The organism is Bacillus sp. Au-Bac7, assembly GCF_021341655.1.
Taxonomy (GTDB): Bacteria; Bacillota; Bacilli; order Bacillales; family Cytobacillaceae; genus Niallia.
On sequence record NZ_JAJTTG010000001.1, the window covers coordinates 1,368,465 to 1,388,979 of the forward strand.

A 20,515-nucleotide genomic window follows, 5' to 3' on the forward strand; every position below is an offset into this window, starting at 1 on the left:
GACTGTTCAAGCATGCTTTTCTTGTCTAACCTGTTTAATAATTTTTCGCTTTCCAAATAGAAAATACCACCCGTAAAAAGGTGCGTACAATAGGAAAGAGTGGGTTGCCCCACTCTCCATTCGCGAAAGTTATCTTTAGTATTTCCAACTAAACTATACCATAACCGCACTATTTATGCAAATAGAACTCTGATACAGCAAGGCTCCGCCTGCCTTTTCCCTAAATTAACAAACTGTCTTAGAATAGTGACAGCTGGTTTTGGTCCGGCATGTCAGCTAAGCAGCCATGGTTATCCAAGTACTCCATGATAGTTTTAGACACTTTTCCGCGCTGTTGCAAATCTTCTTTAGACAGAAACTCGCCGTCTTGTCTTGAACGCACAATATTCAATGCCGCATTTGTTCCAAGGCCTGGAATACTGTTAAACGGCGGAATAAGAGTATTTCCTTCAATAATGAATTCAGAAGCACTTGATTTATATAAATCGACTTTTTGGAAAGAGAATCCTCGCTCTACCATTTCGAAAGCAAGCTCCATAACTGTAAGCAAGTTTTTCTCCTTAGTAGATGCATCAAGACCTTTGCCGCTGATTTCATCTATAACTGCTTTAATGCTTTGGGCGCCTTTCACCATGGCGTCTACATCAAAATCTTCTGCTCTTACTGTGAAGTATGCTGCATAGTAAAGAAGCGGAAGATGCACTTTAAAATAGGCAATCCTTACGGCCATGAGGACGTAAGCCGCAGCATGCGCCTTCGGGAACATATATTTTATCTTTTTACAAGAATCAATGTACCATTCCGGCACTTCATTTTTACGCATTTCCTCTTCCATCTCATCAGTTAGACCTTTACCTTTACGGACACTTTCCATGATTTTAAAGGCAAATGCCGGGTCTAAACCTTGGTATATCAGGTAAACCATGATGTCATCACGACAGCCGATAACTTCACTCAGGTTACAGATATTATTGTGGATAAGCTCTTGTGCATTGCCGAGCCAAACGTCTGTACCATGTGAAAGTCCAGAGATTTGGACAAGCTCTGAGAATGTAGTTGGTTTTGTATCCTCAAGCATTTGTCGGACGAATTTAGTTCCGAACTCTGGTATTCCAAAAGTACCTGTTTTGCAATTAATCTGTTCCGCTGTAACGCCAAGTGACTCCGTACCGCTGAAGATTTTCATTACTTCCGGATCATCTGTCGGAATGGTTTTCGGATCAATCCCGCTCAAATCCTGTAGCATCCTGATAACAGTCGGATCATCGTGTCCAAGTATATCAAGCTTAAGCAGGTTATCATGAATGGAATGGAAGTCAAAGTGAGTCGTTTTCCATTCAGAATTTCTATCATCTGCCGGGAATTGAATAGGTGAAAAGTCGTAAATATCCATATAATCAGGTACTACGATAATTCCCCCTGGATGCTGACCTGTAGTACGTTTTACACCAGTACAGCCTGATGCAAGCCGATCAATTTCCGCACCTCTAATTTGCAGGTTATTATCCTGCTGATACGCCTTAACATATCCGTAAGCTGTCTTATCTGCGACAGTACCTATCGTTCCTGCACGGTAAACATATTCCTCACCAAACAGCACCTTTGTATAGTTATGGGCTTTTGGTTGGTATTCCCCGGAAAAGTTCAAATCTATATCAGGTACCTTATCCCCTTTAAACCCAAGGAAGGTTTCAAACGGAATATCATGTCCGTCTTTTTTATATCTAATTCCACAATTCGGGCAGTCCTTATCTGGCAAATCAAAGCCTGAACCGACTGATCCGTCATTGAAGAATTCTGATTGCTTACAGCTTGTACAGACGTAGTGAGGCGGAAGCGGATTAACCTCTGTGATTTCGGTCATTGTGGCAACGAAGGATGATCCTACAGAGCCACGTGATCCTACCAAGTATCCATCATCCAATGATTTCTTCACCAGTTTATGAGAAATCAAGTAGATAACGGCGAATCCATGGCCGATAATACTTTTCAGCTCTTTCTCTAGCCTTGCCTCTACGATTTCCGGCAATTCGTCCCCGTATATTCTTCGGGCCATGCTGTAGCTCATTTCGCGCATTTCTTCATCTGCGCCTTCAATTTTCGGTGTGTACAAGTCATCTTTAATCGGCTTGATTTCATCTATCATATCGGCAATCTTATTGCTGTTGGCAACGACGATTTCCTTTGCTTTGTCTTCTCCTAAAAAGCGGAAGCCGTCAAGCATTTCATTTGTAGTCCTGAAATGAACATCAGGAAGTTTATGCCTGTTCAGCGGGTTAGCTCCGCCTTGAGAACCGACGAGTATTTGTCTGTAAATTTTGTCGTTCGGGTTTTGGTAATGGACATTTCCTGTTGCGACAACAGGTATATCAAGTTTCTCACCGAGCTTTGTGATATTTCCGATGATTTCTTCAAGGGCCTTTTCATTTTGTACTAGCTCCATTTCAATTAAATGGGCATATACTTCTTTCGGCATTACTTCCAGATAATCATAAAACGGCGCCACACTTTCCACTTCTTCCGGCGCTTTTTGCATCATTGCCTCAAATACTTCTCCTTTATCACAGCCCGAGCCGACAAGCAATCCTTCTCTGTGCTTTTGCAGGACAGAACGCGGTATGCGCGGCACACGGTAGAAATAATTCAAGTGAGAAATTGAGACTAGCTTGAATAGGTTTTTCAAACCAACATCATTTTGGGCTAGCAGTGTGCAATGATATGGACGGGCTCTTTGATAGGCATTGCCTTGTCCCATATTCTCATTAAGCTGATTATGATTGGTGATGCCTTTTTCCTGTGCATCCTTCAACATTTTTAACACTAAATATCCCGTTGCTTCTGCATCGTAAATTGCACGGTGATGCTGTGTCAGTTCAATATCAAACTTTTTCGCAAGTGTGTTCAATCGATGGTTTTTCATCTCTGGATACAAAAATCTTCCTAGTTCCAATGTATCAATGACAGGATTATCTGATTTTGGCATTCCAGCCTTTTGATAGCCGACATTAATAAATCCGACATCAAAGGAAGCGTTGTGAGCAACAAGTATGCTGTCTCCAGCCCAGTCTTTGAATTTGCGCAGGACGATACCAATCTCTGGCGCACCTTGGACCATATCATCTGTAATTCCAGTCAGATTAATGGTTGTTGCCGACAATCTGTGATGAGGGTCTGCAAATGATTCAAAGCGGTCGATAATTTCTCCGTTATGAATCTTCACCGCTGCCAATTCAATGATTGTATTGTAAACAGCAGATAACCCAGTTGTCTCTACGTCAAACACGACATATGTTGCATCTTCTAAATGCAGATCCTTTTCGTTATATGCAATCGGCACACCGTCATCGACTAGATTCACTTCGACTCCGTAAAGGATTTTCACGCCATTTTTCTTTCCGGCACCAAAGGCTTCCGGAAAGGATTGGGCAACTGCGTGATCGGTTATAGCAATCGCTTTATGACCCCATTTTTTCGCCTGGCCGACAAGCGCGCCAACAGACGAAACAGCATCCATTTGGCTCATTGGAGTATGGAGATGAAGCTCGACTCTTTTTTCGCCTTCTTTAGCTGTGTCCTGTCTTTCGACTGGCTTTATTTCATTTAAGTCATTCCCGATCATCACTAAGTCTCTGACAAAGGTGTCGTTCTGAATGCTGCCTCGCGCCCTTAGCCACATTCCTTTTTTAACAAGCTGGAATAACGCTGCATCCTCCTTGTCTCTTGAGAACATCTTCACCATGATGGAGCTAGTGTAGTCGGTAATCTTGAATGTCAGCAATGTTCTGCCGCTGCGAAGCTCCTTCGTCTCTGCGAAGAACACGTATCCTTCAATTGTCACTCGTCTTTCTTCATCGACAATTTCCTCAAGTCGGCGGTAGTCGCTGTCATCCTTAATTGTTAAGCCGATTGTAAGCGGACCTGATGGAATGCTCGCATCGCCAGCTTCTTTGTCAGCCTCCATCTTCTGAATATCAAGCATGGCCTGTTTTCCTCTTTCTTGATCTTCCAGTCTTTTCGCTTCAAGGAACTGGGCATATGCGTCATTCGTCTCTTGAGTTGCCACTTCTGTATCGATCATCATAGCTGGAAAACCAAAATACTGATAAGCATTTGAAATTAAATCAGCATATTTGCGCTTAATAGCCAGTCCTTCCATTTCGTTATTGACTGTTATCGTCAACTTGTTGCCTTGAATTTTCGGCACTTGTTCATTAAGCAATTTAATGAGCGGCGGTGCAATTCCCTGCATTTGTTCAATACATGCAGACCAATAATCCCTTATAAGTATTTCATCAGCAAGGCTTGATTGAACATTTATATTGAATGTCACTGTTGCAATATGCTCGAAATTGCTGACAAGTTTAGTTGTGAACAATTGATAAATGTTATAAGGAATAATGCTTTCAAACGCGAAATGGAAATGCCATTTTTTCGCTTTTCTTTCAATGACTATTTTATCTATTTTAGCGTTACGAAAATGGGTAACAATCGCATCATCTGTTAATTGAAGCTGCTGCAATAGCAATTGAAATCGTTCCAATTTCCCTTCTATTTCTGCCATTTGTTCTCCCCTTACTTTTCTATATTTCTTTTATTGGTGCTCTACCAAGCTACATTATATCATAATCTATTTTTTCTTATTGAATAAAAGGCTGCTTAAATGTTGGCAATTTAAAGAACGGTTGGCAGCCTATTTACACCATAAAAAAAGCTACAGCTTGTCGCTGTAGCTGTAAAACTAGTTGGAAAGCTTTGCAAGAGTCTCAAGCAGATTATCAACATGAACCTCATGAACATCGCCGCTGCTTCTTTCTTTCAGTTCTACAATTCCTTCTGCCGCTTTTTTGCCGACAGTAATACGAATTGGCAAACCGATCAAATCAGAATCTGCAAACTTTACTCCCGCTCTTTCCGCACGATCATCAACAAGCACATCATAACGGTTTTGCTTCAAGCTATTATATAGCTTGTCTGTCAATTCTGTTTGAGCTTCGTCCTTAGCATTAACTGTAATCAGATGCAGATCGAATGGTGCGATTGCTTTTGGCCAAACGATGCCTCTCTCATCATTAAATTGCTCAACGACTGCAGCCATTGTTCTAGACACACCGATACCGTAGCAGCCCATGATGATAGACTGAGAACGGCCATTTTCATCCAGATAGCTCGCACCCATTGCTTCACTGTAGCGAGTTCCTAGTTTAAAGACATGACCAACTTCAATTCCTTTTGCAAACACGATTGTACCTTTTCCATCTGGAGAAACATCCCCTTCTTGAATGAAGCGCAAATCAGCATATTGACTTACAGCAAAGTCTCTTTCTGGGTTTACATTCGTATAATGATAGTCTTCTTCATTTGCTCCGCAAACACCATTAACAACATATTGAACCGCATTATCTGCAATTACTTCCACATCTTTAACGCCGATTGGTCCGAGTGAACCAACACTGCAGCCTAGAATATTCTTTGTTTCGGACGCATCAGCAAGCTCGACAGTTGATGCTTCAAGCAAGTTTTTCAATTTAATATCGTTCACTTCATGATCTCCGCGAACTAATACAAGTACATGCTTGTCGTCCACTTTAAATAGAAGTGATTTGATGCATTTATTTTCTGAAACATTCAAGAAAGCTGAAACTTGCTCGATTGTTTTAACGTTTTCTGTTTTTACCTTCTCAAGCTCGCCTTGAGGTGTATCCTCTTTTTCATATACAGCAAGCACTGGTGCCATTTCAATATTAGCTGCATAGTTTGATTCTGTTGAATAAGCGATTGTATCCTCTCCAACATCGGAAAGTGCCATAAATTCATGCGTATCTTTTCCGCCCATAGCGCCGCTGTCTGCAATAACAGCACGGTAGTTCAAACCGCATCTTTCAAAAATATTGCAATATGCCTGGAAGATTGCATCATACACTTCCCCAAGACTTTCGTGAGAGCTGTGGAAGGAATAAGCATCCTTCATGATGAACTCACGGCCACGTAAAATCCCGAATCTTGGTCTCTTTTCATCTCTGAATTTCGTTTGAATTTGATAAAGAGATAAAGGCAAACGCTTATATGATTTAATTTCATCCCTAATTAGGCTTGTGATTACTTCCTCATGTGTTGCACCGAGGGCGAATTCACGATTATTACGGTCATTTAGACGCATTAATTCTGGTCCGTAAGAATACCATCTGCCAGACTCTTGCCAAAGTTCTGCTTGTTGCATAGCAGGCATTAGCAGCTCGACTGATCCTGAATTATCCATTTCTTCACGGATAATTTGTTCAATCTTTTTCAGCACTTTATTTGCTAATGGCAAATAAGAATATATTCCGCTCGCATTCTGCCTGATATAGCCTGCGCGCAAAAGCAGCTGATGGCTTTTAATTTCTGCGTCTGCTGGCACTTCCCTTAAAGTCGGGATTAACATTTTACTTTGCTTCATTATTTAGCACCTCTATTTTTATTTTCAAACAAATCACGAATGAAGGTGAGGTCTATTTTCTCCTCACCCATTCACAGATTAACTAATTGATTATTTAAGGAAGAAACGCTGAATATCGTTCCACGTTACCACAATCATTAGCAGCATCAGCAATGCAAAGCCAACAAAGTGAACAATTCCTTCTTTATGCCTGTCAATCGGCTTGCCTCTGATTGCCTCAATAGCAAAGAAAATCAATCTTCCGCCGTCAAGAGCCGGCAGCGGCAGCAAGTTCATGATACCTAAGTTAATGCTCAAGATAGCCGCCCATCTCATCAATGAGTATATACCTGATTGAGCGACCGTATCCGTTGATTTATAGATTCCCACAGGTCCGCTTAACGCATCGATGGAGAATTGTCCTGTTACCAGTTTACCGACTGCTCCAATGATCGTTTTCGTCCATGTATAGGTTTCTGTTACACCGTATTGGAATGCTTTTAACGGGGATTTTTCCATCGGGCTGTATACACCAACTAATCCGATCTTTTCTCCGTCTTCCACTTCCGTTTCTTTAGGCGTAACGTCAACAGTCATTTCCTGCCCGTTTCGGACAAGCAGGAACTCAAGCTCTTCACCTGGGCTCTTCTGAATGATAGAGACAACATCCTCCCAAGAAGAAACAGATTGTCCGTCAATACTTAATACAGTATCTCCTTCTTTTAAGCCTGCAGTGATTGCCACACCATCCTCTGTCAATTTGCCAAGCTTCGGCTCATTGGAAGGCATTCCTTGTGTTAAAGCAATGATAACAAACACAACGAAAGCTAGAACAAAGTTCATCATCGGCCCTGCAAAGATAGCCAATGTGCGTTGCCATAGAGTTTTACTATTGAATTGACGATCATATGGCGCAATTTGTGTTTCAATGCCATTTTCGATGATAACCGCTTCTCTATGAATTCGGAATACTTGCAGCTCTTCATTCATATCATCTTCTGCATAACCTTTGATCGTTAAATCGTGATCTAGGTCGGCAGCTTCAACATTAATTATTCTTGCATTCGGATACTTTTCTTTGTTATTAAGAATGATTTTCTCCACTGATCCATCTTTGCCAAAAAGCAGCCCAATCCGATGTCCTGCTTTAATTTCAATCATTTCAGCGTCTTCCCCAGCCATGCGGACAAATCCGCCTAATGGAAGAAGACGAATGGTATACGTTGTTTCTCCTCTCTTTTGAGAAAAGACTTTTGGACCGAATCCAATTGCAAATTCACGGCACAGGATACCTGCCCTTTTTGCAAATACGAAGTGTCCGAGCTCATGAAAAAACACTAACGCACCAAAAATGATAATAAAAGCAACTACTGTATACAATATATAACCACCTTTTTATAGAAGTGTGCTTGCAATTTTTCTCGTTTCTTGATCAACCTCTTGGATAATGGCAAGGCTTGGATTAGCGATAAGACGATGATTGTTCAACGCTCTTTCAATCAGCTCTTCAATTTGCAAGAAGCTGATTTCCCCTTTCAAGAACCTGGAAACAGCCACTTCATTGGCAGCATTTAAAACGGTTGGCAGCGTACCGCCGGCTTTGCCCGCTTCAATCGCGAAATGCAGACAGCGGAACCGTTCAAGATCCATCTCCTGAAAATGCAGTTTCCCGATTTTTGCAAGATCGAGACGTTCTGACGATCGAAGAGGAAGGCGGTCCGGATATGTCAGCGCGTATTGAATAGGCACTTTCATGTCTGGTGTGCCAAGCTGAGCAATGACACTGCTGTCATGGAATTCGACCATAGAGTGGATGATGCTTTCCTTATGTAATAAGACATCAATTTGATCATAAGGCAATGCAAATAACCAAAATGCCTCGATAACCTCCAAGCCTTTATTCATCATTGTTGCAGAATCAATCGTGATTTTCGCACCCATTGACCAATTTGGATGCTTTAGGGCATCCTCTACTGTCACATGCTGCAGGTCTGCTCTCGATAAATCACGGAAGCTGCCGCCTGAGGCTGTTATGATTAAGCGTTCAATATTTTTTTCTTTTTCACCTTGCAAGCATTGATAAATAGCTGAATGTTCACTATCAACAGGGAGGATGGGAACATTATTCTTTTTCGCTGCTTCCATCACCAAGTGACCAGCTGTCACCAATGTTTCTTTATTGGCAATTGCAATTGTCTTTTTTGCTTCAATTGCCTGTAAAGTGGGGTATAAACCGACACTTCCAAGCACAGCATTCACCAGTATGTCCGCCTTGTCAAAGACTGCTACCTCTACCAAACCTTCCTGACCAAACGTAAACTTGGTATTAGCAAACTCAACCTTTAATTTGTCGCAGTCTTCCTTTTCAGTAACCGATACTAATGCTGGCTGGAATTCTGCGATGATCTGCCTTGTCAGCTCTATATTTCTGCCTGAAGAAAAGGCGACAAGCTTAAAGCTATCGGGATGTTCTCTTATGACATCCAGCGTCTGTGTTCCTACCGAACCAGTTGCACCTAATAAACTGATATGTTTCACTGTCTCACTCCCAGACCATGTTGCTATATTTCTTCATTCGTAAATTCACAGCATTTTTCAAACTTAAATGCCGATTATATCTTACCTACTATATCTAAAATAAAATACAGCAGCGGCCAAACAAACAGTAAACTGTCAAAACGATCCAGGATGCCGCCATGTCCCGGAAGAATCTTACCAGAATCTTTAACACCGTAATGGCGTTTAAGCGCAGATTCTGCCAAATCACCAATTTGTCCAAAAATAGACAAGATGATTGTAATAAACGGTATTATAGACCATTCTATGTAGCCAAACACATAAAATAGAACTGAAACGATAACGGCACAAACAATGCCTCCGATAAAGCCTTCAACAGTCTTATTCGGACTAATCTCCGGCCAAAGCTTCCTTTTTCCGATAGCTCGTCCAATAAAATAAGCACCTGAATCTGTCGCCCAAATAATAAATAATGAGTAAACGAGGATAGTCAGATCATTATTTGAAATTTGCACAAAAAAATGAAAACCGACACCCATATAAAGGACAGAAAGGACGGAAAAGCCGACATCATCAAAAGTAAATTTGTTTTTAGATGCAACCATATAGCTTAAATAAAGCATGATGGCAAGCAAGCCTATTTCTGTTTTTGACAAGTTCCAATGTGCTAGAAAACCGCTGTATTGATCTGGCAATATAAATATCCATGTCACCAGCAAGGAAAGAATGCCGCTAAAAGATAAAAGCGGAAGCTTTCTCATCTTCAGCAGCTCGTATAAACCAATGGCCGCAATTAAAAATGTAAACAGCACCAATGGCATGTCGCCAAGCAAGATAAACAGGATAAAAATAGCTGCCGCAATCACTCCTGTAATAGTTCTCTGTTTCATACATTCACAACCCTTATTAGACTCCTCCAAAACGCCGCTGGCGACTTTGGAATACTTCAATAGCTTCGATTAAATGCTCCTCTTTGAAATCCGGCCAGAGGACATCTGTGAACCAAAGCTCTGTATAGGCAAGCTGCCACAGCATAAAGTTGCTTATACGGATTTCGCCGCTTGTGCGAATCAGCAAATCCGGATCATTCAGTCCGCCTGTCATCAAATAAGATGAAAAGACTTCTTCTGTAATGTCCATTGCTTCCATACTTCCGTTTTGACAATCTTTTACGATGTTGCTTACCGCTTGAAGAATTTCCGATCTGCTCCCATAGTTCAAAGCGAAATTCAAATTCAAGCCAGTATTATTTTTTGTTTTTTCCACTGCATTATCCAATGCTTTTAAGGTATGTTCCGGAAGCTTTTCTTTATATCCAATGGCAGTCACGCGAACATTCTTCTCAATTAACTCCGGCAAGAAGGTTCCTAAAAACTGTTCAGGCAGTGACATGATATAATCAACTTCCGTTTTCGGCCGTTTCCAATTTTCTGTTGAAAAGGCATATAGGGTCAAAACTTTTATCCCCAAATCATCAGCCATCTTCGTAATGCGTTTGACACATTTCATTCCTTCATGATGGCCAGCTATCCTTGGCAGCTTTCTTTTTTTAGCCCATCTGCCATTGCCGTCCATTATGATAGCGACATGCTCCGGAACTTTCTGCTGCTTTATTTTGCTTATCTGGTCTTGGAGAGTATTAGTAGTGGTCCCCGTCTTCCATAACCTTAATTTGTTAAACATACTATTGTTCCTCCAAAGTAGATCCTCTCACATCAATTATATCCTTCTTATGTTACTTTAGCTTTTTCTTATATAAGTAGAAAAACATCCACATTCCTTGTATGCGCAAAAACAGTGAGGGTAGGCTTACAATGTTCCCTTTATATCTTATAGGAAACTAGACTGCATAAGCAACCAAAAATACAAATAGCTTATAATAAAGCGAAAAACCCCCTAATAATAGAGGGTTCTTTAGTTTAGACAAAGCCCTAACCAATCATTCAGGCATATAAAACAGGGTCTTTTACGCACCCTCTTGCCCAGAAGCTTTAACGCTACCTTATTACTGGAATAAGATGAGAAAGCACTGGCTACCCGAGAGGTTACGAAATCTTAATTGAATTCATCTCTGGCATGCAACCATTAAAGTCTGCATTATATCTTCCTTAGCGAGAGAAAGAGTGAAAAAGGCTTTGGTAAATTCAAATTCGCTTCCCTTTTTGGCAGCAAACTTTCTATTATACCTCTAGAATTTCTTTTTCTTTCTCTTTTGTCAATGCATCCACTTTTGTAATGTAATCATCTGTAAGCTTTTGAATATCATCACTGTAACCACGCAAAGCATCTTCTGTGATTTCACCGTTCTTTTCAAGCTTTTTCAAATCGTCATTCCCATCTCTGCGGATGTTACGGATAGCGATTTTCGCTTCTTCTGATTCTTTTTTAACGTTTTTAACCAGTTCCTTACGGCGTTCTTCTGTAAGCATTGGGATAGTCAGGCGAATGATATTGCCATCATTCGTTGGGTTTAACCCAATATCTGATTTTAGAATAGCTTTTTCGATTTCACCTAGAATTGATTTATCGTAAGGCTGAATGACAAGCAGTCTTGCTTCCGGCACGCTGATTCCAGCTAGTTGGTTTACTGGTGTTGGCGCTCCGTAGTAATCCACATTGATGCGATCTAGAAGGGCTGCATTAGCTCTTCCTGCACGGATGCTTGCAAGTTCACGTGAATAGCTTTGGATTGCTTTATCCATTCTTTCCTTTGTACTTGAAATGACTTGTTTTGGCATTATTTTTTCCCCCTTACTAATGTTCCGATTTTTTCACCCATAACTGCTCTTTTAATATTGCCTTCTTCCATAATAGAGAATACAATCAGTGGAATATCGTTATCCATACATAGGGATGATGCAGTTGAATCCATGACAGCAAGTCCATCTTTAATCACATCAAAATAAGTCAGCTGATCATACTTAGTTGCGTTTTTATCTACTCTAGGATCTGCAGAGTAAACTCCGTCCACATTGTTTTTAGCCATCAAGATAACTTCTGCTTCAATCTCAGCAGCTCTTAATGCAGCAGTAGTATCTGTGGAGAAGTACGGATTTCCAGTTCCTGCAGCGAAAATAACAACACGTTTTTTCTCTAGGTGGCGAATCGCACGTCTTCTGATGTAAGGTTCAGCTATTTGTCTCATATCAATTGATGTTTGTACACGTGTTTCAATACCTAATTGTTCTAAACTGTCCTGCAAGGCTAATGAGTTCATGATAGTGGCAAGCATTCCCATATAATCGGCATTTGCTCTGTCCATGCCCATTTCCTCACCGATTTTGCCTCTCCAAATATTCCCGCCGCCGACTACAACGGCAGCTTCTACACCTAGTTCAGCAACTTCCTTCACTTGCTCCGCTACATTTTTGATGACAGCAGGATTAATGCCAAAACCAGCTTCGCCAGCTAAAGCTTCCCCGCTTAATTTTAGAACAACACGTTTATATTTTGGATTACTCATGGAAACCTCCGTATGTATTAAATGTCTTTAAAAATAGGGAACACAATGTGCTCCCCTTCTTAAACTTGTCGAAACACCATTCTTTAGCCATTCCATGCTGCTTATCTTCCAAGATGGAAAAAGCAGTGGTTTTGGAAGAAGAGCGCATCCAATCAACTAACCATTTCATGAATGATACACAATATAAGGAACACAGGAGTGTTCCTATATTGAATCCGACAAATATTATTTTTTGTTAACTTGGTTCATTACTTCTTCAGCAAAGTTATCTTCGCGTTTTTCGATTCCTTCTCCTACTTCGTAGCGAACGAACTCACGCAAAGTTGCACCTTTAGACTCAACGAATTGACGAACCTTTTGGTCTGGGTTTTTAACGAAAGTTTGGTCAAGAACACAAACATCTTCGAAGTATTTGCCAAGGCGGCCTTCTACCATTTTTGCAACGATGTTTTCTGGTTTGCCTTCGTTAAGAGCTTGTTGAGTTAATACTTCTCTTTCGTGTTCCACTTCTTCTTGAGAAACTTGGTCACGAGAAACGTATTTAGGGTTTAGTGCAGCGATATGCATAGCGATATCTTTAGCTGCAGACTCATCAGTAGAGCCTTCTAATACTGTTAGAACACCGATGCGTCCGCCCATGTGAAGGTAAGCACCGAAAGCGTCGCTGTCTGTTTTTGATTTGATTTCAAAACGGCGTAATGAAAGCTTTTCGCCAATCTTAGCAATAGCAGCATTGATGTGAGATTCAACAGTAGTTCCTTCAGTGATGTTTTGAGCTACAGCTTCTTCTACAGTTGCAGGCTTGCTGCTTAGAAGATGTGCTGCAAGTTCTTTAACAAGCACTTGGAAACCTTCGTTTTTAGCAACGAAATCAGTTTCTGAGTTCACTTCAAGAATTACTGCTTCGTTACCTTCTACAGCGATGTAAGTAGTACCTTCTGCAGCGATACGGTCTGCTTTTTTAGCAGCGCTAGCGATACCTTTTTCACGAAGGAAATCGATTGCTTTTTCGATGTCGCCGTTTGTTTCTGTAAGTGCTTTTTTGCAGTCCATCATACCAGCACCTGTTTTTTCACGTAGTTCTTTAACCATTTGAGCTGTTACAGCCATGTTAATTGCCTCCTTGTATTTTCCGTATGTACGTATACTTATTGTTTTTCCATTTATTATTGCTTTTAAGCAATTCTCTTTAAAAAAAGGTGATAAGAGGGCTGCTCTTTATCACCTTTTTCACAAGTCCCTAAACTAGTGTGTCTAGCAAAAGACTACTAGGTTGATAAAGACCACATTGTGATCTCTATGCGCTGTTCGTTTTTCTAGCAGACACAGTTATTTGACTTAAGCAGTTGTTACTTCTTCGCCTTGTTTAGCTTCTAGAATAGCATCTGCCATTTTTGCAGTTAATAGTTTCACAGCACGGATTGCGTCGTCGTTCGCTGGGATAACAACATCAATTTCGTCTGGATCACAGTTTGTATCAACAATTCCAACGATTGGAATATTCAATTTATGCGCTTCTGCAACTGCAATGCGCTCTTTGCGTGGATCAACAATGAATAATGCATCTGGCATTTTTTTCATTTCTTTGATTCCGCCCAAGAATTTTTCCAAGCGCTCAAGCTCTTTGTTCAATTGAACTACTTCTTTTTTAGGAAGTACTTCGAAAGTACCGTCTTCAGACATTCTTTCGATTTCTTTCAAACGAGCAATACGTTTTTGGATTGTTTCAAAGTTAGTTAAAGTTCCACCTAACCAGCGTTGGTTTACATAGTATTGACCAGAACGGATAGCTTCTTCTTTAACTGAATCTTGAGCTTGTTTTTTAGTTCCTACGAAAAGAACAGTTCCGCCGTTACCAGCAAGTTCTTTCACATAGTTGTAAGCTTCTTCAACCTTTCTAACTGTCTTTTGAAGGTCGATGATGTAGATGCCGTTACGCTCCGTGAAAATGTATTTTTTCATTTTTGGGTTCCAACGGCGAGTCTGGTGACCGAAGTGTACACCAGCTTCAAGCAATTGTTTCATTGAGATTACTGACATGTTTGTTCCTCCTAATGGTTTTGTTTTCCTCCGCCTTTATCATTTTTAATCAAAACTGTATAAACAGCACCAATGATTAAATCCAAAAGCGTGTGTATTAACACCGTTTTTTAATATAGCATATGTATGATAGACAATCAAGCTATTCCTGATTATTTTGTCTAAATTTCAGTAAAAGCTCTATTTCTGTCTTACCTTTGTTTAATTTTTTGGCAATCTGTTCAATCGTTTCGCCTTGCTTCTCAAGCTCTATAACTTGTTCAAGCAGGGACATTTCCTTTGGTTCTTGCTCTATTTCTTCTACTATTGAGTCATCTTCAGCAAGAACTTCGCTTTGCGGTAAAATAAGATCCAATAGTTCTTCCACATCATCTGGCTTTATGTTACTGTCATAAGTTTGATAGGATTTGACTGCTGCTGCATAAGGATTCACCTTTGGCACTGTTAATGAAGCAGGCTCCTCATTCTTGTCCTCTTTTTCTTCGACAGCTTCTTCCAGGCTTTTTTTCGGCTGTTCATCAAGCTCATGAATTCTTTGCAGGAACAATTCGTTCTCTTCTTTTATTTCCGCAATAAATGTCGAAACGATTTCTTCCATTTCTTCCAAAGCTTTTTCTTGTCGGCTTTCAAATGCAGCCAGTCTGTTTTGTCTAATAAACAACAGCGCAATGCATAACAGCGCCAATATATTTAACGCAATACTAAAAACAAGCAGAAAATTAACCATTTTATTCCCTCAATCTATCCACTATAGTCTATCATATTCCCTTTATACGGGTGATCAGGAAGGGACAGCTCCTCCTGGGTGCGTTTCTTCTTCCCTTTCGGCAAATCTGCGCTCTCCCTGTCTTGTTGGTTGTTATTGGAGACATTCCCCTTTTCTTCCCCTTTAACAACACTTGTCCTTTTTTTCAATTCTTCTTGCAAGGTAGCTTGCAGGGCATGATTATTCATCAATTGCCCTCGTTGGTCCTGCTGCTCCTGGATTTTCCCAGCATCATATGTGCGGGGTAAGGCTACCTGCATTTCAATCGCCTTTAAGCTCATTTCCCTTTCCCACTCCCTTTAAATGACCTTCTCTAATGAATGTCTTAATTTAAAGATTGCTTTCGAGTGGATTTGTGAAATACGGGAAGTAGATAAATTCATGACTTGTCCAATTTCTGTTAATGTAAGCTCTTCTTTATAAAACAAGCTTAAAACAAGCTGTTCTTTATCGTTTAATGTCTCAATCATGGATGCCATTTCCTTAATTAATTCATCTTTCATTACTTTTTCTTCCGGTATTTCTGTTTTATCATCCCTGATGGCGAATGTCGGGCCTTCTTTTTCATCCGATTCATTAAGCTGCTCATCAATGGAGAGGACATTGGCAAAGAAATGTTCATTCATCGTCGAGTACACTTCTTCTGTCGACAAATCGAGCTCATTGGCAATTTCCTGAACTGTCACATTTCGCATCATTTTCTGCTCGAGCTTTTCAATTGCTGCCTCGATTTTTTTTGTCTTTTCCCGCGTGCCTCGAGAAAGCCAGTCTTCTTTCCTTAAACCATCAATAATGCTTCCTCTAATGCGAAAAGACGCGTATGTGTCAAACTTCAGATCGCGTTTAGGATCAAATCTTTCCAGTGCATCATATAGGCCGATCATTCCTAAACTGTTCAGCTCTTCTCTTGAGACGCTCTTAGGAAGACCTACAGAAATGCGCTGCACATGAAAGCTAACAAGGGGCATATATTTTTTTATCAATGTGTTGCACGCATCTGTATCTCTAGTGGTTATCCACATCTCCCATGCATTTTTCTCCTCTAACGTCGTCTCGCTTGCCATAAACATCCTCCTCAAAACAGCATTTCCATTCCATTTGGTATTATTTCTTTATTTTGAACGCTCTGAGCCATTCCCATACTAAAAACCTTCTTTTAAACAAAAGCTACTACGGCTAAAGTGTAAGAAAGGCTTTTTCTTCCAGGTACTTCCTGACCCGAGCAGACTTTTATGCAAATAATTTTATTATTTAAAACAGAATAGTACTTTACTACTCAATAAGATAATTGTACTACTCTAATTTGATAAGCCGCTTATCCTACATTTTTATTAAAACAGTTTTTTAAACTGACGCTGAAAACCCGTTTCTTCAAGTGATTAAACAGCTTTCCACCTATTAAACTTTAACATTGTCGAAATTTCTGCGGAATAGTACATTTAACCTATTTTTGTTGTAAAATTACCTAATGGAAAAAAAAGGATTGAATTTTTCGTTTTATATAGTTCTTTTGAACCATTAATATAATAGTTTATGGTAAACAAAAAAGCCTGCACTCTTTTAAGTGACAGACTTTCCTATTCTTTGGATATTTCTGATAAATCCTTAAATAATATGTGTTCCCTTATTTACAGTACGAATCGCAAGCTCATAGGTAGCAGGATTAAATTCTATCGTTCTTCCGCTGTTGCCGCCTACGTCCTCTCCGTAAATTTTAATATTGAGTGCATTCAGTTCCTTTTTAACTGCCTCTACATTGCGCGGACCGATTCTCATAATATCACTTGTTCCGCTAAACTGGAACATTTGCGCTCCGCCGGCGATTTTCGCCTTTAAGGAAAACTTGCTAGCCCCCAGTTCCCCTAGTCTGTTTACAAGCTCAGGAATCGCAGTATCAGCAAATTTAGCAATATTAACTGGGCCGCTCTTGCTTAGAGAGGAGTCAGGAAGCATTATATGTGCCAAACCTGCAATCGATCTTCTCTCATCATACAAAACAATGCCGACACAGGAGCCAAGCCCGGAAGTACGAATGACATCCGGTGCTTTTACTGTGTTCATATCCGCAATACCGACCTTTATAACAACAGCCTGATCGATCATCATCCAAGCTTCACTCCCAATGATTCAAACAAGGTATGAAAAGAGTCTGGGTCTGGAAGTAAGAAAAAATGACCTTTGACTGTTTCAGAAATTGATTTTTCATCTTCATTGAGGGCAGTGTTGATGACGATAGCATAATCGCTCACTTGCGAAAGTTCAATCAGCCCGTAGCTGACAATTGCGCCGACCATATCAATAGCAAGTGCTGGTACTGATGGATATAAAGATAGATTTGTAAAGTCAGAAAGTGCAGATAAATAAGAGCCTGACAGAATATTGCCTAGCTCCTGCAAAGCAGATAATGCTAATTCTTCATATGGAGGTTCAGCTAATTGGACTGTCTCATCACCGATCATATCTCTGATGAAATTCGTCGCTTGTTCAAGCGGCAACATGAAAAACATGCTGCCAGGAGCATCCCCTTCAATTCTAAGGAACACTCCTGCTGCTATATTATCTGATCCGCCTGCCATATCCATCATTTCATCAAATGAAACGATTTCTACATTCGGAACCTTCATATCAATCTTTTTATTAAGAAGCTTTGACAGAGCGGTGGCAGCATTTCCTGCCCCAATATTCCCTATCTCCCGCAAAATGTCGAGATGAAGCGAATTAATCTTGTCTGTAAAGCTCATTAAACTTCACTTCTAGCATATTTTTTTAGTTCTTCTCGATCGAACACTCTTTCAAGGTTAACAAGGATAAGCAAGCGTTTGTCCACTTTCACGACGCCGCTGATATAATCAACTTCCTTGCCTCCTACAACCTCTGGAGCTGGCTCGTAATCGTCTGAATTAACATCAACCACATCATTGGCAGCATCTACAATCAATCCAACTTCCATGTCCTCAATCGCTATGATGATAATTCTTGTTTGATCTGTATGCTCGATTTCTTCTAAATCAAAACGCCTGCGCAGATCAATGATTGGTGTAACAACTCCACGTAAGTTTATAACTCCTTTTACGAATGGAGCAATATTTGGGATTCTCGTAATATGCATGATTTTTTCAATCGATCTTACATCGTTAACAGGAATCGCATACTCTTTTCCCTTCAATTCGAAAATAATCAGTTTTACTTCTGTTGAAACCGATTCTACCATTTCATTTCTTCCTCTCTATCAATCTATCTTTGCATGAATTCTGACGTTATTTAATCAGGGCGTTGCAGTCAACGATCAAGGCTACTTGCCCATCTCCTAGAATAGTTGCACCTGAAATAGCAAATGCATTTGTCAAATAATTACCTAGTGATTTTAAGACGACTTCTTGCTGTCCAATGAAGGAGTCAACAACAAATCCTGCCAGCTTTTCACCTTTTCTCACAATAACAACAGAATAGAACTCCTCTTCTTCCTTCGTAACAGGAACTTCAAAGATATCCTTCAAGAATAGAAGCGGAACTACTTTGCCGCGGAAATCAATTACTGTTTGATTATGTGCTTGCATCACATCGTTCTTATTGACGATTGCTGTTTCAATAATAGATGATAAAGGAATCGCATATTTTTCCTGCTGAATTTCCACAAGCATCACGGAAATGATGGAAAGTGTCAATGGCAGCTGGATAGAGAATAAGGAGCCTTTTCCTTCTTGTGATTCAATTGTGATTGTTCCGCCTAATGATTCAATCGTGCTTTTTACTACATCAAGGCCAACACCGCGGCCAGAGATATCTGAAATTTTATCTGCTGTAGAGAAGCCAGATGCTAAAATAAGTTCTGCAATCTGTGAATCTGTTAAGCTATTAGCCGTTTCTTGCGTGATAATGCCTTTGCTTAATGCTTTTTGCAGGACTTTTTCTTTATTGATGCCGGCACCGTCATCTTCAAGCTCAATGAATACATGGTTTCCACTGTGATAGGCTCTTAGGACTACTGTACCTTCTTCGTTTTTATTGTTCGCTCTTCGAACTTCCGGTGACTCAACACCATGGTCAAGTGCATTTCGGATAAGGTGAACAAGCGGGTCCCCGATTTCATCGATAACCGTTCTGTCTAATTCTGTATCAGCACCGATGATTTCTAGATTGATTTTTTTGTTCAAATCTCTTGCCAGCTGTCTAACCATACGAGGGAAACGGTTAAATACAGTCTCAACCGGTACCATTCGCATGTTTAAGATAATATTTTGAAGGTCGCCGGTAATGCGGGACATTCTTTCCACTGTCTCATGCAGCTCTTGAACTTGCAGATCTTGCGAAATCTGGTCAAGCCTTCCTCTGTCAATCACAAGCTCCTCAAACAAATTCATCAAAATATCGAGACGCTCGATGTTAACTCTGATTGTTTTGCTTGATTGCTTCGCTACAGCAGCAGGTTTTTCCTCTTCTTTTTTCGGAGCTGCACTTGGTGTTACCGCTGCAACCGCTGTTTCCTGAACTGCTGGAGCAGTTTCTGTAACTTCTTCTGCAACTGTTACTTCAGATGCAGCAAATTCTTTAACTACTACTTTTTCAACTTCAGAAACCTTCATAATTTTCGCTTCAATTTGGCTAGGCTCTTCTTTTGAAACAATTGTAACCATGAAAGAGTTCTCAAACTTTTCTTCTTCCAGCTCTTCAACAGGAGGATTAGATTTAATCACTTCACCTAATGATTCTAATGCTTCAAATATCATGAACACCCTAGCTGCTTTCAACAAGCAGCTTGCACTTAGTGACACTTCAATCTCGTAAGCGTTGAAGCCTTGTTCCTTCGATTGCTGCATAACTGTTATCTCAAATTCGTCATAGCTGTTTTGCGTTAATGCTTTTTCTTCCACAACAGCGGCAGCTGCTTCCTCAGCACCTGTCTCAACAAATGCTTCGCCGTTTTCTATTGCTGCGAGCTTCTTTACAACTTCTTCTACGTTTCTTTTTCCGTCGCCACCGCTCGCGATTGATTCCACCATTGCCTCTAAGTCATCAACAGCAAGGAAGATAACATCGAGAACTTCTGGAGAAACAGAAATTTTCTCGTTTCTAATTGCATCAAGCACGTTTTCCATCTGGTGGGTAAGGCTTGCAAGGTCTTCATATCCCATTGTTGCCGACATCCCTTTTAATGTATGGGCAGAACGGAATATTTCATTTACAATTTGTAGGTTTTCTGGATTTTTTTCTAATTCCAGCAATTGCTCATTACATGTTTGCAAATGCTCCTTGCTTTCTTCAATAAATACTTCTAAATACTGACTCATCTCCATATAGTTTACACCCCTTGGCG

17 protein-coding genes are annotated in these 20,515 nt (G+C 40.3%); all 17 read right to left on the reverse strand.

The window, feature by feature from the left end; genetic code table 11:
- Positions 1 to 238: 238 nt before the first annotated feature.
- Positions 239 to 4,561, reverse strand: a complete 4,323-nt coding sequence (locus tag LXM54_RS07160) for a PolC-type DNA polymerase III (protein WP_233314365.1) — start codon at positions 4,559 to 4,561, stop codon at positions 239 to 241.
- 177 nt (positions 4,562 to 4,738) lie between these two features.
- Complete coding sequence (locus tag LXM54_RS07165) at positions 4,739 to 6,436, reverse strand: proline--tRNA ligase (protein ID WP_233314366.1); 1,698 nt, start codon at positions 6,434 to 6,436, stop codon at positions 4,739 to 4,741.
- A gap of 90 nt (positions 6,437 to 6,526) precedes the next feature.
- Entirely contained in the window at positions 6,527 to 7,795 is a 1,269-nt protein-coding gene (gene rseP / locus LXM54_RS07170) for an RIP metalloprotease RseP (protein ID WP_233314367.1), read from the reverse strand.
- Positions 7,796 to 7,810: 15 nt separating this feature from the next.
- The gene (gene dxr / locus LXM54_RS07175; protein WP_233314368.1) at positions 7,811 to 8,953 is read right to left on the reverse strand and encodes a 1-deoxy-D-xylulose-5-phosphate reductoisomerase; all 1,143 of its coding nucleotides are present in this window, start codon (positions 8,951 to 8,953) and stop codon (positions 7,811 to 7,813) included.
- Between the two features lie 74 nt (positions 8,954 to 9,027).
- Positions 9,028 to 9,822, reverse strand: coding sequence for a phosphatidate cytidylyltransferase (locus LXM54_RS07180; RefSeq protein ID WP_233314369.1), 795 nt, complete (start codon positions 9,820 to 9,822; stop codon positions 9,028 to 9,030).
- A gap of 16 nt (positions 9,823 to 9,838) precedes the next feature.
- Positions 9,839 to 10,615 (reverse strand): isoprenyl transferase, encoded by a 777-nt coding sequence (locus LXM54_RS07185; protein WP_233314370.1) that lies wholly within the window; start codon positions 10,613 to 10,615, stop codon positions 9,839 to 9,841.
- 497 nt (positions 10,616 to 11,112) lie between these two features.
- On the reverse strand, positions 11,113 to 11,670 hold the full coding sequence (gene frr / locus LXM54_RS07190) for a ribosome recycling factor (RefSeq protein WP_233314371.1): 558 nt from the start codon (positions 11,668 to 11,670) through the stop codon (positions 11,113 to 11,115).
- On the reverse strand, positions 11,670 to 12,395 hold the full coding sequence (gene pyrH, locus LXM54_RS07195; protein WP_233314372.1) for a UMP kinase: 726 nt from the start codon (positions 12,393 to 12,395) through the stop codon (positions 11,670 to 11,672). Before pyrH ends, frr begins: the two co-directional genes overlap by 1 nt.
- Before the next feature lie 225 nt (positions 12,396 to 12,620).
- Positions 12,621 to 13,505 (reverse strand): translation elongation factor Ts, encoded by an 885-nt coding sequence (gene tsf / locus LXM54_RS07200; RefSeq protein WP_233314373.1) that lies wholly within the window; start codon positions 13,503 to 13,505, stop codon positions 12,621 to 12,623.
- 228 nt (positions 13,506 to 13,733) lie between these two features.
- Complete coding sequence (gene rpsB, locus LXM54_RS07205; protein WP_233314374.1) at positions 13,734 to 14,435, reverse strand: 30S ribosomal protein S2; 702 nt, start codon at positions 14,433 to 14,435, stop codon at positions 13,734 to 13,736.
- 142 nt (positions 14,436 to 14,577) lie between these two features.
- A complete protein-coding gene (locus tag LXM54_RS07210; protein ID WP_233314375.1) occupies positions 14,578 to 15,162 on the reverse strand; it encodes a hypothetical protein in 585 nt (194 codons plus the stop codon).
- A 14-nt stretch (positions 15,163 to 15,176) separates the two neighbouring features.
- Entirely contained in the window at positions 15,177 to 15,482 is a 306-nt protein-coding gene (locus LXM54_RS07215; protein WP_233314376.1) for a hypothetical protein, read from the reverse strand.
- Between the two features lie 18 nt (positions 15,483 to 15,500).
- Positions 15,501 to 16,265, reverse strand: coding sequence for a FliA/WhiG family RNA polymerase sigma factor (locus LXM54_RS07220; protein WP_267913299.1), 765 nt, complete (start codon positions 16,263 to 16,265; stop codon positions 15,501 to 15,503).
- A gap of 541 nt (positions 16,266 to 16,806) precedes the next feature.
- Entirely contained in the window at positions 16,807 to 17,304 is a 498-nt protein-coding gene (locus LXM54_RS07225) for a chemotaxis protein CheD (protein ID WP_282581430.1), read from the reverse strand.
- Positions 17,304 to 17,942: a chemotaxis protein CheC gene (locus LXM54_RS07230; RefSeq protein WP_233314378.1), complete on the reverse strand. Its 639-nt coding sequence runs from the start codon at positions 17,940 to 17,942 to the stop codon at positions 17,304 to 17,306. The genes LXM54_RS07225 and LXM54_RS07230 overlap by 1 nt, the downstream gene beginning before the upstream one ends.
- Positions 17,942 to 18,412 carry a chemotaxis protein CheW gene (locus LXM54_RS07235; RefSeq protein WP_233314379.1) on the reverse strand — a complete coding sequence of 157 codons (471 nt, stop codon included), beginning with the start codon at positions 18,410 to 18,412 and terminating at the stop codon, positions 17,942 to 17,944. Before LXM54_RS07235 ends, LXM54_RS07230 begins: the two co-directional genes overlap by 1 nt.
- A gap of 46 nt (positions 18,413 to 18,458) precedes the next feature.
- Positions 18,459 to 20,495, reverse strand: coding sequence for a chemotaxis protein CheA (locus tag LXM54_RS07240; protein ID WP_233314380.1), 2,037 nt, complete (start codon positions 20,493 to 20,495; stop codon positions 18,459 to 18,461).
- Between the last annotated feature and the right edge of the window lie 20 nt (positions 20,496 to 20,515).

Excerpts from the sequence above, each read along its gene's own strand:
- LXM54_RS07160 (WP_233314365.1), bottom strand. The coding sequence starts at position 4,561 with ATGGCAGAAATAGAAGGGAAATTGGAACGATTTCAATTGCTATTGCAG.
- LXM54_RS07165 (WP_233314366.1), bottom strand. The coding sequence starts at position 6,436 with ATGAAGCAAAGTAAAATGTTAATCCCGACTTTAAGGGAAGTGCCAGCA.
- LXM54_RS07180 (WP_233314369.1), bottom strand. The coding sequence starts at position 9,822 with ATGAAACAGAGAACTATTACAGGAGTGATTGCGGCAGCTATTTTTATC.
- LXM54_RS07185 (WP_233314370.1), bottom strand. The coding sequence starts at position 10,615 with ATGTTTAACAAATTAAGGTTATGGAAGACGGGGACCACTACTAATACT.
- frr (WP_233314371.1), bottom strand. The coding sequence starts at position 11,670 with ATGCCAAAACAAGTCATTTCAAGTACAAAGGAAAGAATGGATAAAGCA.
- pyrH (WP_233314372.1), bottom strand. The coding sequence starts at position 12,395 with ATGAGTAATCCAAAATATAAACGTGTTGTTCTAAAATTAAGCGGGGAA.
- tsf (WP_233314373.1), bottom strand. The coding sequence starts at position 13,505 with ATGGCTGTAACAGCTCAAATGGTTAAAGAACTACGTGAAAAAACAGGT.
- rpsB (WP_233314374.1), bottom strand. The coding sequence starts at position 14,435 with ATGTCAGTAATCTCAATGAAACAATTGCTTGAAGCTGGTGTACACTTC.
- LXM54_RS07210 (WP_233314375.1), bottom strand. The coding sequence starts at position 15,162 with ATGGTTAATTTTCTGCTTGTTTTTAGTATTGCGTTAAATATATTGGCG.
- LXM54_RS07215 (WP_233314376.1), bottom strand. The coding sequence starts at position 15,482 with ATGAGCTTAAAGGCGATTGAAATGCAGGTAGCCTTACCCCGCACATAT.
- LXM54_RS07220 (WP_267913299.1), bottom strand. The coding sequence starts at position 16,265 with ATGGCAAGCGAGACGACGTTAGAGGAGAAAAATGCATGGGAGATGTGG.
- LXM54_RS07225 (WP_282581430.1), bottom strand. The coding sequence starts at position 17,304 with ATGATCGATCAGGCTGTTGTTATAAAGGTCGGTATTGCGGATATGAAC.
- LXM54_RS07230 (WP_233314378.1), bottom strand. The coding sequence starts at position 17,942 with ATGAGCTTTACAGACAAGATTAATTCGCTTCATCTCGACATTTTGCGG.
- LXM54_RS07235 (WP_233314379.1), bottom strand. The coding sequence starts at position 18,412 with ATGGTAGAATCGGTTTCAACAGAAGTAAAACTGATTATTTTCGAATTG.
- LXM54_RS07240 (WP_233314380.1), bottom strand. The coding sequence starts at position 20,495 with ATGGAGATGAGTCAGTATTTAGAAGTATTTATTGAAGAAAGCAAGGAG.